This is a genomic window from Streptacidiphilus rugosus AM-16, from assembly GCF_000744655.1.
Classification (GTDB): Bacteria; Actinomycetota; Actinomycetes; order Streptomycetales; family Streptomycetaceae; genus Streptacidiphilus; species Streptacidiphilus rugosus.
In genome coordinates, this window is the sequence record NZ_JQMJ01000004.1 from 4,769,580 (window position 1) to 4,783,448 (window position 13,869).

Here is a 13,869-nt window from a genome sequence, read left to right on the forward strand (position 1 = left end):
ACCATGGCCGACAGCGCCACCACCGCCGCCCAGCTCGCCGAGCTGGACTTCGCCAGCGTGTCCCCGCAGGAGTTCGCCCGTCTGGTCAAGGGCCTGTCCGGCAAGGAGATCCAGGAGATCCTGCGCGGGGACCTGCGCCTGCAGATCCTCCGAGAGGTCTTCGCCCGCATGGAACGCCAGTTCCGCCCGGACAACGCCGGCCAGACCGTCGCCCTGATCCGTTGGAAGGTCGGCCCGGAAGGCGGGAACGTCTTCGAGACCTCCATCGACAAGGGCACCTGCAACGTCACCGAGGGCCGCACCGACGCCACGTCGCGCGTCACGCTCACGCTGGGCGACACCGAGTTCCTCAACCTCGTCTCCGGCAACGCCAGCCCGGTGACGATGTTCTTCTCCCGCAAGCTGAAGGTTGCCGGTGACCTGAGCCTGGCCGCCCGCCTGACCCACTACTTCGACATCCCCAAGGCCTGACCGTCACGTGGGCGTGCCGATGGGCCGCCGGGTGGGCGGCTCATCGGCACGTTGTGGGGTTGTTCAGCGGGGGTAGCGGGTGTTGGGGGGTGGGGGTGTGTCCGGTGGCGGCACCGCCCTGGGCCTGCCGTTGGTCATCTCCAACTCCCAGCCGGTGTGGTGGAGGTCGGTGTGGTGTTCCCCGCACAGCAGGGCCAGGTTGTTCAGGCTGGTGTGGCCGCCGTCGGCCCAGTGGGTCAGGTGGTGGGCCTCGCACCAGGTGGGTGGCCTTGTGCAGCCGGGCCAGACGCAGTGCCGGTCCCGGGCGATGACCGCGTCCCGCAGGTGCGCGGGGACGGTGCGGGTGGCGCGGCCGATGGAGACCGGCTTGCCCTGGCCCTTGGTGAGGATGACGCGGAGCCGGCAGTCGCAGGACTCCTTACGGGCCTGCCACCGCGGAAGATGGAACCCACGGGTGGAGGTGGCGACACCGACGGGGTGCAGCAACCCCGACATGTCGTCGTCGGCCGGGGGCTGCTCGGGGTCGTCGTCGGTGAAGGTGGGGTGGGCGGGGCACTCCTCCCGCAGCGCGTCCAGGTCCGCGATGACCGTGAAGTGGGGGCGCTGACCGCCGGTGGTGGGGAGCTTGTCGCAGCCCAGCGCGAGGTCGGCGACCGCCTCCAGGGCGTCGCCCATCCGCTCCGGATGGCTGCGGGTCTCGCCCTCGACGGGGGTGCCCATCGCCGCCTCCAGGGCGACGCGGAGCTTCTCCCCGGCGACGGCCGACAGTTCGGCGGTCAGGACCCAGAACGGGTCATCCGACGTGCCGGTCTGCGACAGCCTCGCCGTGGACCGGAACAGCGCCGGGGCGTCCTTCGCCTGCGGCTCCTGCTCCTCGACCAGATGGGCGCGGACCTGCCGGGCGGCCTGCTTCAACTGACCGAGGTGGAGGGTCTTGGCCTGCCCGACCAGGAGTTCTTCGGCCTGCTCCCGGGCCTGCGGGTCCTCCACGTCGGTGATCTCGTGGGCGATGACCTCCGCCTGGCTGGCCGAGAGTTCCCCCGCCGCCTGCGCGGCGCGGACGGTGCGCAGGGTGTCCAGGCGGCGGGCCCGCTCGACGAGCTGCTTCGCCGCCCGGTCACTCAACTGCCCGTGCGTCTGCAGGAACCCCTTCGCCGTCCGCGAACGGGTGGCGGCCACCGCGCCGGTGCGGTCGAACACCGCGACCCGACGCGCCAGCTCCGCCCCCACCATCTCCTCGAACCGGACCAGCGCGAGGAGCTGCTCGGCCTGGAACGGGCCACCGGCCGCGCACAGGGTGTCGTCGTCCTCCGCCGCGAGCGCGGCCAAGAACGTCAGAGAAGAAGAGGGCAGGGTCCGCAGCGGCTCCGTGCTCGCAGCACGGGCCTGGCGGGAGCTTGAGGGGGTCAGGGGATCCGCACGGAACACGTCCCCCAGCGAGGCGGAAAACACCTCACCCATGGACGCATCTCCGTCTTCACACCCGCCCCCGAACATCGAGGCGTCCATAGAACAATTATGACACCCCACCAAGCCCCACACCATCACTCACAAGAGTGAAAACCCCCAGCTCAAGCACCGTCTGACGGTCAGTCTGTCGCGAGCCGGGCGTGCAGCTCGACGTCGTACCGGACCCCGTCGTACTGCAGCTTCTGCCGCTCCAGCCCCTCCATCGAGAAGCCAGCAGACGTCGCCACCCGGCACGAGGCGGGGTTGTCGACCCGGTGCCCGAGCTCCAGGCGGAAGAGTCCGGCATCGGCGAACGCCCAGTCGGCCACGGTGCGGCAGGCGGCGCTCGCCACTCCCCGGCCGCGCGCCTCGGCCGTTGTCCAGTAGGAGACCCAGCCCGTCGCGTGCCGTCGGTCGACCGCGCCCACCGCGACGCTTCCGAGCACCTGCCCCCTGCCTCCGTCGTCGACGACCGCGAAGGCGAACGCGGCGTCGGAGGCCCATCGCGCGTCATGGCCGGCGATCCAACGCTCGGCGGCGGCGAGCGAGTCGACCGGATCGACGGCCTGCGCGGCCATCAGCGGATCGGCGAACGCGGTGAGCACCGCGCCCGCGTCCACCGCTCGCCAGCGCCGCAGGCTCAGGCCCGGGCCGCCTGGGATCTCCAGATGATCACGCACACCGACAGCCTGCCCCAGGTCGCGCCCGTCCGCCACACTCTGCCCGCCACACCCTGCCCGCCATCCCCTGTCCGACACACCCTGCCGCCACGCCCCGGCCGCCGCAGCCCGTCGCCGAGCGCCGATCAGCCCTCCCGGGCGTGCAGGGCCCGCAGTTCCGTCTTGAGGATCTTGCCCGCCGCCGAGAGCGGCAGCGCGGGCAGGAAGCGGACCTCGCGGACCCGCTGGTACGGCGCCACACGCTCCGCCACGAAGGCGAGCAGCTCGGCCTCCCGCGCCTCAGCCCCCGCGCGCAGCACCACGTACGCGGCCGGGATCTCGCCCGCGTCGGGGTCGGGGATGCCGATCACCGCGACCTGGGCGACGGCCGGGTGTGCCGCGAGGACTTCCTCCAGATGGGTCGGATAGACGTTGTACCCCTTGTAGATGAGCATGTCCTTCGCTCGGCCCGAGAGGAACAACTGGCCGCTGTCGTCGAGTCGGCCGATGTCGCCGGTGGCGAGCCACCCGTCGCTCCACTGCTCGGCGGTCAGCTCCGGCCGGCCGAGGTAGCCGTCGGCGACCTGCGGGCCGCGGGCGTGGACCAGGCCCGTCTCGCCGACCGGGAGCGGTTTGGCGGGGTCGGTCAGCGAGCGGATCTCCAGCTCGGTGTCGAACAGCGGCACGCCGACGCAGCCGGGCTCAGCCGGCTCCTCGCGGTTCGGGGTGACCAGGGTGAGCGCCATCGTCGCCTCGGTCAGCCCGTAGCCCTCCGCCACGGCCGCGTTCGGGAAGGCGGCGGTGAGGCGGGCGATGGTCGGGGAGTCGAGTGGGGCCGCACCCGAGGAGACGACCCGGACGGCGCGCAGGTCGTAGGAGCCGGCGTCGATGGCCGCGAGCAGCGCATGGTGCAGGGCGGGCGAGCCGGTCACCGTCGTGGCGCGGTGCCGGACCATCGCCGCAAGGAAGTCGCGCGGGTCGAAGCGGCCCTGACCGACGACGGTGATGCCGCCCAGCAGTGCGACGCTGGCGCTGATCAGGCCCATCGCATGGAACACCGGCACCACGTTGACGGCCGTCTCCTCGCCCGGCTCGCCCGTCCACGGGGTGACCGCCTCGGGAATCCGACGCAGCGTCACCAGCCCGTCCGCGTCGTACTCGGGCAGAACGGCCGAGCGGGCGCAGGTGGACTGCAGGACGTTGGCCCAGACGTGCCGGTCACGCACCCGCACCGCCTTCGAGCGTCCCGTCGTCCCGCCCGTGAAGGAGAGGTGCGCGAGGTCGTCGGGGCTGCGCGGCGTGGCGGGCGCGGGAGCCGCGGCGAGCAGGCCCGCCAGCGGGACGAGGCGTCCGGCGTCGACGGCCGGACCGGGCCTGGGCGGCGGCGCGGGCGCGGTGGCCGTGGGCGGGACGAGGACGGTCAGCAGCTCAGGATCGGCGTCGAGCACCTGCCGCAGGGCGGGCAGGCAGGCGGGGTGGGTGACCAGCGCGGTCGCGCCGATCTCGCGCAGGCACTCGGCGAGCGCCTCGCCCGGCTGGGTCGGGTTGATGGGCGAGACCGTGGCTCCGGCGAGGAGCGCGCCCTGATAGCTGACGGCGAACCAGATGTTGTTCGGCTGCACCAGTGCGACGACCGCGCCCGGCACGACGCCCCGCTCCCGCAGGCCCTGCGCGAAGCGCAACGCCTTGTCGTGGACCTCCGCGAAGCTGAGCCGCAGCTCCCCGTCGACCAACGCGGTGCGCGCGCCGTAGGCGCGGGCCGCCGAGGGGAGGAGGGTGTGCAGGCCGGTGGTCGGATAGTCGAGCGTGCGGGGCAGGCCGACGGGCCAGAGGGCGCGGGTCAACCGACGACTCCCTTCGAGAGGGCGAGCGCGGACGAGGGCGCGCGGGCGCGACGTCGGACGGGCCGACGTGGGCGGACGCGGCTGTCGCCAAGCTAGGCGCGGCAGATGGGCCTGTCCACGCCCAGGACAGGATCGGGCCGGGATCGGCCCGGATCAGCCCGGGCCAGTGGCCGCCGAGAGTCCGGCAACACCATCCCCTAGATAGATGTACGTTGCAGGTATATGTTTGTCTTATGCAACCAGCCGAAGCCGCCGCCGGGACAGCCGGCGCCACCGCCAGCCCGTTCAAGCAGCCCAAGGCCGTCTTCGCCGTCGCCTTCGCCTGCGTCGTCTCCTTCATGGGCATCGGGCTCGTCGACCCGATCCTTCCGGCCATCTCGAGCCAGCTCCGGGCCACGCCCAGCCAGGTGACGATGCTGTTCACCAGCTACCTGGTGGTCACGGCCTTGGCCATGCTGGTGACCGGCTGGGTCTCCAGCCGGATCGGCGCGAAGAAGACACTGATCGTCGGGCTCGCGATCATCGTCGTCTTCGCCGCACTGGCCGGCGCTTCCGGCAGCATCAGCGGGATTGTCGGGTTCCGGGCCGGATGGGGTGTCGGGAACGCGCTGTTCATCGCGACCTCGCTGGCCGTCATCATCGCCTCGGCGAGTGGCGGATTCGTCGGCGCGATCATCCTCTACGAGACCGCGCTGGGCCTCGGCATCGCGGTCGGCCCGCTGCTGGGCGGACTCCTCGGCGAGGTCAGCTGGCGCGGGCCGTTCTTCGGGGTCTCCGCGCTGATGGCGATCGCGCTGATCGCGACCGCCGTCCTGGTCGAGCCGCTGCCGCTGCCCGAACGGCGGACCGGGCTGCTGGAACCGCTGAAGGCGCTGCGCCACCGCGGTCTGCTGACCATCTCGCTCGCGGCGCTCTGCTACAACTGGGCCTTCTTCACCGTTCTCGGCTACGCGCCGTTCCCGATGCACCTCGGCGCGATCCAGCTGGGCTGGGTCTTCACCGGCTGGGGCGCGCTGGTGGCGGTGTTCGCTGTCTTCGGCGCACCGTGGGTCGAGCGTCGCCTCGGGACGGCCAGGACCCTGTACGCCAACCTCGCCCTGTTCGCACTGATCGTGCTGGCCATCGGCCTCTGGACGGACCACCAGGCGGTGCTGATCGTCGCCGTGATCGCGGCGGGCATCCCGATCGGGATCAACAACACGGTGACCACCCAGGCCGTCATGTCCGTCTCCCCCGTCGAGCGGCCGATCGCCTCGGCCGCCTACGGGTTCGTCCGCTTCATCGGTGGCGGGCTCGCGCCCTACGCGGCGGGCAAGCTGGTCGAGCACTACGGCGTGCACGTGCCGTTCTACCTGGGCGCGGGCGTGCTGGTGCTGGGCATCGTGATCCTCTCGACGGCGCACGGCCTGCTGGAACGGGCGACCGCCGGTGAGCTGGAAGGCGAGTCCGACGGCGAGTGGGGCCTCACCCACCCCGCCGAGGTCGACGCCTGATCCCGGGCGCGGGACGAGCTGCGACACTTGACCGGTGACCAGCGACCCCACTCCCGCCCCCGCCTCAACCCCCTCCTCCGCCCCTGCGCCCGCCCCTGCGCCCGCCCCTGCGCCCGCCCCTGCGCCCGCGCAGCCGACGCGGACCTCCGACCACCCGTTCGCCGACCGGGCGGACCAGCGCGACAGCGCGCCGCAGTACGTACTGCCGCTGGTCGTCCGGATCGAGCGGGCCGATCCCCCCGAGCACACCGACGCGCTCGAGACGGCGGCCCGGGCCGTGCTGGCGTTCCTGACCGACGAGCGGGTCACCGCGCCGGACGGGGAGTGGGCCGAGGCGGTCGCGGCCTGGCAGGACGCCAGGATCCGCAAGGTGGTGCGGCGGGCGCGCGGCGCGGAGTGGCGCAAGGCGGAGGAGCTTCCTGGGCTGACCACCACGGGCAAGGCCGCCGAGGTACGGGTCTTCCCGCCGATCCCGCTGGACGGCTGGCCCAAGGAGCTGGCCAAGCTCCAGGTCTCAGGTACCGAACTGACCGACGACGCCCCGCCGCCCGCCGCCGGTCCCGACGAGCCGGTCCTCTGGCTCAACCCGGAGCTCGACATGTCGACCGGGAAGGCCATGGCGCAGGTCGGCCACGCGGCGCAGCTCGCCTGGTGGGCGTTGCCGGAGGCGGCCCGTACGGCATGGCGCGCGGACGGGTTTCCGCTCGCCGTCCGCGTCTCCCCCGCGTCGGCCTGGCCGGCGTTGACGACGGCGGGGCTCCCTGTGGTCCGCGACGCGGGCTTCACCGAGATCGCGCCCGGCTCCTGCACCGTCGTGTCGGATCACCCGGCGCTGCGCGCGGGCTGACAGCCCGGGAATCCGCACCCGGGCCGACCCGCTCCGACCCGCTCCGCCGTGCCGACCCGCACCCCGCGCCTCAGCGCGGCTCCCCCGGATAGGTGCCGAAGGACCAGCGGTTGCCCTCGGGGTCGCGGGCGGCGAAGTCACGGGAGCCGTAGTCGGTCTCGTGCAGGCCGGAGGTGATCTCGGCCCCGGCGGCACGGGCCCGGGCGCAGACGGCGTCGGGATCGGCGGTGACGACGTAGGCCCCGAAGGAGCCGGGGCGCAGCGGCCACGCGTCGCCCGCGTCGGTGTCGCGGACCGAGCCGAGCATGATCCCGCCGCCCTCGGGCCAGGACAGCTGCGCGTGCTCGACCAGCTCGCCCTCGCCGTAGACGACGGTCTCCTCGAAGCCGAAGGCGTCGACCAGGAAGCGGATCAGCGCCCGCGCGTCCTTGGCCCGCAGGGTCGGCCAGACCTGCGGGGCCGGCGGCACACGCGAACCGGGCTCGCGCCGGTCGGCGGGCTCGCGCTGTTCGGCGGACTCGGCGTGCTGAACGGACTCGGTGCTCATGGCGGATGTGCCTCCTCGGACGCGCCGGACGTGCGGTACCCGTCCAGCGTCAGCCGGGCGGGTGGTGACCGGCTTGGACGTTTCGGAACTCCTCCGCCAGCCACGCGCTCGGTGTGCAGCCGGCCAGTGCGGTGAACTCGCGGTCGAGGTGGGACTGGTCCGCGTACCCGAAGTCCGCGGCCAGGAGCGCCAGGTTCGGCCGGCCGAGGCCCACCGCCGTCCCTGCGGACGCCACGCCGCGGGCGAGGCCGCGGCGGGCCAGGTCGAAGCGGACCACGCGGGCGGCGGCCTTCGGGGTGAGCCCGATCTCGGCGAGGAACCGGTTCTGCAGGTGGCGTCCGCTCCAGCCGACCTCCTCCGCCAGAGCCGCGACCCTGACCCGGCCGCCGGAGGCCAGGAGCAGCTGCCAGGCACGCAGCACCTCGGGCGGTGGCCCGAGACGGTCGCCCAGGCGTCCGAGCCGGCCCAGCAGCCAGGCGTCCAGGACGCCGAAGCGCGCCGTCCAGCCGTCGGCCTCGCGCAGTCGCTCGTGGACCACGCTGGCGTCGGGGCCAAGCACGTCGTCCGCGTGCACGTCGATCCCGGCGAGCCCGCCGGCGGGCAGGCCCAGCAGGGCGCGTGCGCCGAGCGGACCGAGGGCGACCTGGACGCCGGACTGACGTCCGGGCACCTCGATCAGCGCAGGTGAGGTGTGCAGCCCGCCGAGCAGGGTGCGGTAGTCCCCCGGCGGGTCGCGCGGATCGGGGTGCGCGGCGACGGTCAGCGGTTCGTCGAGGGTGAGGATCAGGGTCAGGTACGGCGAGGGCAGGCCCCGGTGCCTGGTCTCCGGCACGCCGCGCTGCCGGTAGCCGGAGTACCAGCCGACCAGGCCGCGCAGAGGTGGCGCGGGCACGCCCCTCACGGCTTCGTCGACGAGGCCGGGACCGCCACCGACGACGCTGCGCGCGACGCCGCTCACGTCGCCGTCGACACCGCCGCCGGCCTCGCCGACGACGCCGCTCGGACCGGCCGGGCCGCTGCTCGTGTCGGCTTCCACTCCCCCATTCTCGCGCGCGGTCCGACGCGCGTCCTTGCCAGTGATCACTTCGCTGGGTCAGGCTGTCGAACGACCACAACCACTCGACGGGGAGGCGCGCGGCACGATGAGTCAGCAGTTCGGCGACTACCAGAACGAGATCTACATCAACGGCCTCTTCGGGCGGCCTCCTCAGCTGCCGATGGCCCATGCCGAGCTGGCACGGCGGGCGGAGGCGGCGCTGCCGGACGGGGTCTGGTCCTACGTCGCGGGCGGCGCGGGCGACGAGCGGACGCAGGACGCGAACGTCCGGGCCTTCGACGGGTGGGGGCTGGTGCCGCGGATGCTGGTCGGCGCGCAGCAGCGCGACCTGAGCGTGGAGATGTTCGGGCTGACGCTGCCCACTCCGCTGTTCATGGCCCCGGTCGGCGTCGTGGGGCTGTGCGCCCAGGACGGACACGGGGATCTCGCGACCGCGCGGGCGGCGGCCAGGACCGGCGTGCCGATGGTCGCTTCGACCCTGACCGTCGACCCGATGGAGGAGGTGGCCAAGGAGTTCGACGGCACGCCGGGCCTCTTCCAGCTCTACACCCCGACCGACCGCGAGCTCGCCGCCAGCCTGGTGCAGCGGGCCGAGGCAGCAGGATTCGCCGGGATCGTGGTCACCCTCGACACCTGGGTGACCGGCTGGCGCCCGCGCGACCTGGCGACGGGCAACTTCCCGCAGCTGCGCGGACACTGCCTGGCGAACTACTTCTCCGATCCAGTCTTCCGGTCCCGTCTGGAGAAGACCCCGGAGGAGGACCCGACCACCGCGGTGCTCACCTGGACCCAGCTCTTCGGCAACCCGCTGACCTGGGACGACCTCGAATGGCTGCGTTCGCTGACCCGACTGCCGCTGATCCTGAAGGGCATCTGTCACCCCGACGACGCCCGGCGCGCACGCGACGCCGGCGTGGACGGGCTCTACTGCTCCAACCACGGCGGCCGCCAGGCCAACGGCGGCCTGCCGGCGCTGGACGCCCTGCCGGGCGTGGTCGAGGCGGCGGACGGACTGCCGGTCCTCTTCGACTCCGGCGTCCGCTCCGGCGCGGACGCGATCAAGGCGCTGGCGCTCGGCGCGACGGCCGTGGGCATCGGCCGCCCCTACGCCTACGGCCTGGCCCTGGGCGGCACGGACGGCATCGTCCACGTGCTGAAGACGCTGCTCGCGGAGGCCGATCTGATCATGGCCGTCGACGGCTACCCCACCCTGGCCGACCTCCGCGCCCCCGGCGCGCTGCGGGCCGTGCGGGTGTGACCGCTCGGCCGTCCCGCACCGCAGGCTGATCCACCATCTGATCCGCCGCCCGACCCGGCGCGACCCGCCGCCCGACCCGAGCCGCTCCGCCCCCGCGTCCCGCGGAAGCGGAGCGGGCCTGTCTTTCTGACGCATGGTCATTGACGGTGCACCCCACGCCGGACGACCCTGTACACATGTTCAGAACGGATGTTCAGAACAGCGACGCGCCCGCCCCTGACACCCCCGGCACCCCTCACACCCTCGACGCGGCCTTCGACGTCGCCGTCGTCGGCGCGGGCATGGCGGGGATGGCGACCGCGCTGCGGCTCCAGGCCGCCGGGCTGTCGACCGTCGTGCTGGAGGCGCACGGGCACGCGGGCGGCTGCGCGGGGTACTACCGCAGGCGCGGGTTCTCCTTCGACGTGGGAGCGACCACGCTGGTCGACTTCGAAGCCGGGGGCGTGGGCGCGGAGCTGCTCGACAGCGTGGGGCTCGGTCCCCTCGACGCCGAGCCGCTGCCCGGCTACCGGGCCTTCCTGCCGGACCGGGAGCTCGTGCTGCACCGCGACCCCGGCCTATGGCACGCCGAGCGCCTGCGGGCGCTGGGCGACAGCGAGCCGCACCGCCGGTTCTGGGCGCTGCTGGACCGGCTGGCCGAGACCTTCTGGCGGGCCAGCCGCGCCGGGGTTCGGCTGCCGGTGCGCGGGCCCGCCGCCGCACTGCAGGACGTGCGCGCGCTCGGCGCGACCGGCCTGCCCCTGGCCCGCTACCTGCGCTGGACCCTGGGTGACGCGCTGCGTCATCACGGGCTGCGCGACGACCTCCCGCTGACCGGCCTGCTCGCCATGCTCGTCGAGGACACCGTGCACACCGGTCTCGACGACGCCCCACTGATCAACGCCGCCCTCGGCGTGACGATCCGAGGCGCGGGGCTGAGCCGGCACACCGGCGGGATGCACGGCTTCTGGCGCGCCCTGGTGTCGCACTACCGGGCACTGGGCGGCCGGTTGAGGTTCGCGTCCGCCGTCACGGGGGTCGACGGCGGCCCGGACCGGTACACGCTGACGACGCGGCGGGCGGCCGTCTGCGCTCGCCGCGTCGTCTGCGCGGTCCCGGCCTCCACCACCGCGCGGATCTGCGCGACGCTGCCGGTCGCGGCCAGGCTCCGCCCGTTCCTGCGCCGGGACGCGGACGCACTGGGCGGCGCCTGCGTGGTGCTGCTCGGCGTGCCGGAGGACGAGGTCACGGGCCAGACCCTGACGCACCATCAACTGATGCACAGCTACCGGCGGCCTCTGGGCGAGGGCAACAACATGTTCGTCTCCGTCTCGGCTCAGGGCGACACGCTCAGCGCTCCGCCCGGGCACCGCGCGGTGATGATCTCGACCCATACCGAGCTCGCCGCCTGGCAGGGGCTCGACGAGGTGGGCTACCAGCAGCGCAAGAAGGAACTCACCGAGTTGCTGATCCACCAGGCCCGCCGTGCCTTTCCGCGTCTGGGCGAGCGCGCCGTGATCGTGCAGGCCGGCACGCCGCGCAGCTACGAACGCTTCGCCTTCCGGCCCGCGGGCGCGGTCGGCGGGCCGCGGCAACGTCCGGCGAACACCAACCAGCACGCCCTCCCGCACGACCTGGCGGGGCGCGGCAGCGGCCTGTGGCTCGTCGGCGACTCCACCTGGCCGGGGCTGGGCACCGTCGCCTGCGTGCTGGGCAGCCGCATCGTCGCAGAGGGCATGGTCCGCGAGAAGGGGTTCCGCCAATGACGACCGCACCACCCCCGGCCTCCTCCCCCCGCCCCTCGCCCTCACCCTCGGCAACCACCCGCGGCCGTCCCGTCGACGCGCCCGGCCTGGCCGAGCTCGGGGCCGACCTGCTGCACACCTCCCGCGCGCGGCGCGCCGTCACGCTCAGCCGTCCGTTCGCGGCGGTGGCCTGCTTCGCCGCCGCCGCATGGGCGGGCTGGTGGTGGGCCGCTCCCCTGCTGGTCTTCGCCGCCTTCGTGGCGGTGGTCACCGCCACCCACGACGTGGTCCACGGCTCGCTCGGGCTCTCCCGAAGGGCTTCGCACTGGGCGCTGTTCGCGCTCGGGCTGGTCCTGCTGGAGAGCGGTCACGCCTACCGGGCCTCGCACACCCGGCACCACCGGCTCTTCCCGCACCCGGACGACCCCGAGGGGCATCCCGCCGATCTGACCTTCCTCCAGGCGGTCTGCCACGGGCCGGTGTTCCTGCCGCGCCTGTGGTGGTGGGCGTTCCGTCGGGCGGACGACGCGGGCGAACGCGGCCGGCTGCTGGCCGAGGCGGCGGCGCCCTTCGCCGCCCTCGCGGCGGGAGTCGCGCTCTGGCCCCGCGTCCCCGGGGTGCTGGTCTACACGGCGATGGTGATCGTCGGCAGCTGGGTGTATCCGCTGCTGACCGTGCATCTGCCCCACCACGGTTACGGAGACTCGCCGTTGAACCAGACCCGGACCCTGCGCGGGCGCCTCGTCCCGGCCCTCTTCCTGGAACTGACCTACCATCTGGAGCACCACCTTTACCCGCAGGTCCCCAGCCACCACCTCCCCGAGCTGGCCCGCCGACTCGACGGCTACCTGCGGTCCCACGGCGTCCGGCCGGTGCGCGTTGTCTGACACCCGCGGCCGGGTCATCGACGCGGCCCTCGGCACGCTCGTCGCGCACGGCTACGGCGGCACGACCGCCCGTGCGATCGCCCAGCGCGGCGGCTTCGCGCCCGGGGTGATCTACTACCACTTCGCCGATCTGGACGACCTGTTGGTCGCCGCGCTCGCACAGACCTCCGGCGCGCGGGCGGCGCGCTACCGCGAGGCGCTCGCGGGCATGGACCGGGCCCGCCCCGTGGTGGCCGCCCTGCGCTCGCTGTACCGGGAGGACGCCGAGTCCGGGCACATCTCCGCCGTCCAGGAGATCTACGCGGGCGCACGACCGGGGACCCCGCTCGCCGAGCAGCTGTCCGCCGAGACCCGTCGCTGGGAGAGGCTGGCCGAGGAGCTGATGACGACCCTGCTGCGCGGCAAGCCCCTCGCCCAGGTGGTCAGGGTGCCGGTGGCCGCCCGTGCGGCGGTCGCCTTCTACCTGGGCATGGAGACCCTGACCCACCTGGACCAGGACGGCAGTCGCCCGGCCGAACTCTTCGACCAGGCAGCACGACTGGCCGTGGTCTTCGACCGGATCCCGCGGGTACGACGCCGCGCTCGGCCCGCCGCCGCAGGCCGACGGCCGTCGTCGTCACCGGCACCCCGGTCGGGCCTCCGAAGCGAGGCGGCGCGAGAGGACCCGCACGGGGGCAGCGCCGGATGACCGCCCGTCAGAACCAGGCGTAGGCCGGCAGGGTGTGCATGGCCACGGCCGCGCCGAGAGCCCGGGAGAGGTGGTCGCCGGCCAGTTCGGCGCGGGTGCCCAAGAGGACGGCGTCCGGGCCGTGGGCGGATTTCGCGGAGGCGAGGCGGGCGCGGGCGTCGGCGATGCCGTGCTCCATGGCCAGTTCGGCGTCGGGGGGCAGGTCGCCGGGCTCGAACTCGCCTCTGCCCGTCCCGACGCCCAGCGTCGCCAGGCGCTCGCGCAGCACGGACTCCAGCGGGAGCACCGGGCAGAAGCCGAGCAGGAAGTCCAGGACGGTGAAGAACTCGACGGTGTCCAGCACCTCGTCCCGCCACACCGGCCAGGTGGGCTCGGATGCGGGTTCGGGCGTGCCCCGGCCGAGGAAGTCGCTGAGCGGACGGAGTCTGAAGCCGCGGCGGAAGGCGGCGAACGCCTCCTCCGTGCCCTCCTCGACGGGCGCGGTGCGGCCGGTCAGCCCGACCAGTGCGGTCTCGGCGCGGATGACCTGGGCGACGCCGTCCGGCGTCCGCTCCTGCCAGCCGGGGCCGACCAGCAGGTGGTCCCCCGCCGCCCCGCCGGTACTGCGGGAGCCGACGAAGGCGACGTAGCTGGTGTCCAGGTCCTGGGCGGCCAGCACGTAGGGGCGCTCGGTGGCGGGAACGCTCAGCACCCACGGCTCGGTGCGCAGGTCCAGCCAGGCCCAGGCGGACGGCGGCCCGCCGGCGCCGGTCGGCGGCGACTCGTGCTGGAACACGCCGAAGCCCTCGCCCTCGACCGCCTGCTGGTACAGCACGCGGTAGTTCTCCAGCAGGGCATAACCCCAGATCCACCCCTCGGCGGCGGTGCGGCGGATCTCCTCGACGGGCGGGAATGCCATCTGCGCCTCTTCCTGCCGTACTGGCCCTGCTACCCGAGGGTGGACCG

13 protein-coding genes are annotated in these 13,869 nt (G+C 73.7%); 7 read left to right on the top strand and 6 right to left on the bottom strand.

All coding sequences use genetic code 11. The features are described 5' to 3' along the window. The first annotated feature begins 3 nt into the window (after positions 1 to 3). Complete coding sequence (locus tag BS83_RS30770; protein ID WP_037606705.1) at positions 4 to 471, top strand: SCP2 sterol-binding domain-containing protein; 468 nt, start codon at positions 4 to 6, stop codon at positions 469 to 471. Between the two features lie 63 nt (positions 472 to 534). Here the strand turns inward: BS83_RS30770 and BS83_RS30775 are convergent, their stop codons facing one another. The 3 genes from BS83_RS30775 to BS83_RS30785 all read right to left on the bottom strand — a co-directional run bounded on the left by BS83_RS30775 (position 535) and on the right by BS83_RS30785 (position 4,423). Continuing rightward, positions 535 to 1,932 carry an HNH endonuclease signature motif containing protein gene (locus tag BS83_RS30775; protein WP_198035330.1) on the bottom strand — a complete coding sequence of 466 codons (1,398 nt, stop codon included), beginning with the start codon at positions 1,930 to 1,932 and terminating at the stop codon, positions 535 to 537. Between the two features lie 128 nt (positions 1,933 to 2,060). Then, positions 2,061 to 2,600, bottom strand: coding sequence for a GNAT family N-acetyltransferase (locus BS83_RS30780; protein ID WP_037610188.1), 540 nt, complete (start codon positions 2,598 to 2,600; stop codon positions 2,061 to 2,063). Positions 2,601 to 2,725: 125 nt separating this feature from the next. Further along, the gene (locus BS83_RS30785; protein WP_037606707.1) at positions 2,726 to 4,423 is read right to left on the bottom strand and encodes a class I adenylate-forming enzyme family protein; all 1,698 of its coding nucleotides are present in this window, start codon (positions 4,421 to 4,423) and stop codon (positions 2,726 to 2,728) included. Between the two features lie 233 nt (positions 4,424 to 4,656). On the opposite strand from BS83_RS30785, the gene BS83_RS30790 reads away from it, so the two are divergent. Both BS83_RS30790 and BS83_RS30795 read left to right on the top strand, forming a co-directional pair. After that, the gene (locus BS83_RS30790; RefSeq protein WP_051944364.1) at positions 4,657 to 5,916 is read left to right on the top strand and encodes an MFS transporter; all 1,260 of its coding nucleotides are present in this window, start codon (positions 4,657 to 4,659) and stop codon (positions 5,914 to 5,916) included. A gap of 34 nt (positions 5,917 to 5,950) precedes the next feature. Next, positions 5,951 to 6,763 (top strand): peptidyl-tRNA hydrolase, encoded by an 813-nt coding sequence (locus BS83_RS30795; RefSeq protein WP_037606708.1) that lies wholly within the window; start codon positions 5,951 to 5,953, stop codon positions 6,761 to 6,763. 70 nt (positions 6,764 to 6,833) lie between these two features. Here the strand turns inward: BS83_RS30795 and BS83_RS30800 are convergent, their stop codons facing one another. Next, positions 6,834 to 7,310, bottom strand: coding sequence for a VOC family protein (locus BS83_RS30800; protein ID WP_084714367.1), 477 nt, complete (start codon positions 7,308 to 7,310; stop codon positions 6,834 to 6,836). A 49-nt stretch (positions 7,311 to 7,359) separates the two neighbouring features. Further along, positions 7,360 to 8,346, bottom strand: a complete 987-nt coding sequence (locus BS83_RS30805) for a helix-turn-helix domain-containing protein (protein WP_232248530.1) — start codon at positions 8,344 to 8,346, stop codon at positions 7,360 to 7,362. 106 nt (positions 8,347 to 8,452) lie between these two features. On the opposite strand from BS83_RS30805, the gene BS83_RS30810 reads away from it, so the two are divergent. The 4 genes from BS83_RS30810 (at position 8,453) to BS83_RS30825 (ending at position 12,924) form a co-directional block, all read left to right on the top strand. Continuing rightward, positions 8,453 to 9,625, top strand: a complete 1,173-nt coding sequence (locus BS83_RS30810; protein WP_037606709.1) for an alpha-hydroxy-acid oxidizing protein — start codon at positions 8,453 to 8,455, stop codon at positions 9,623 to 9,625. A 176-nt stretch (positions 9,626 to 9,801) separates the two neighbouring features. Continuing rightward, a complete protein-coding gene (locus BS83_RS30815) occupies positions 9,802 to 11,370 on the top strand; it encodes a phytoene desaturase family protein (protein ID WP_084714376.1) in 1,569 nt (522 codons plus the stop codon). Then, positions 11,367 to 12,236, top strand: coding sequence for a fatty acid desaturase family protein (locus BS83_RS30820; RefSeq protein WP_084714379.1), 870 nt, complete (start codon positions 11,367 to 11,369; stop codon positions 12,234 to 12,236). The genes BS83_RS30815 and BS83_RS30820 overlap by 4 nt, the downstream gene beginning before the upstream one ends. After that, entirely contained in the window at positions 12,229 to 12,924 is a 696-nt protein-coding gene (locus BS83_RS30825) for a TetR/AcrR family transcriptional regulator (protein WP_084714382.1), read from the top strand. The genes BS83_RS30820 and BS83_RS30825 overlap by 8 nt, the downstream gene beginning before the upstream one ends. A gap of 7 nt (positions 12,925 to 12,931) precedes the next feature. Here BS83_RS30825 and BS83_RS30830 read toward each other — a convergent pair whose 3' ends face one another. Further along, on the bottom strand, positions 12,932 to 13,822 hold the full coding sequence (locus BS83_RS30830) for a DUF1254 domain-containing protein (protein ID WP_037610195.1): 891 nt from the start codon (positions 13,820 to 13,822) through the stop codon (positions 12,932 to 12,934). Positions 13,823 to 13,869: the final 47 nt, after the last annotated feature.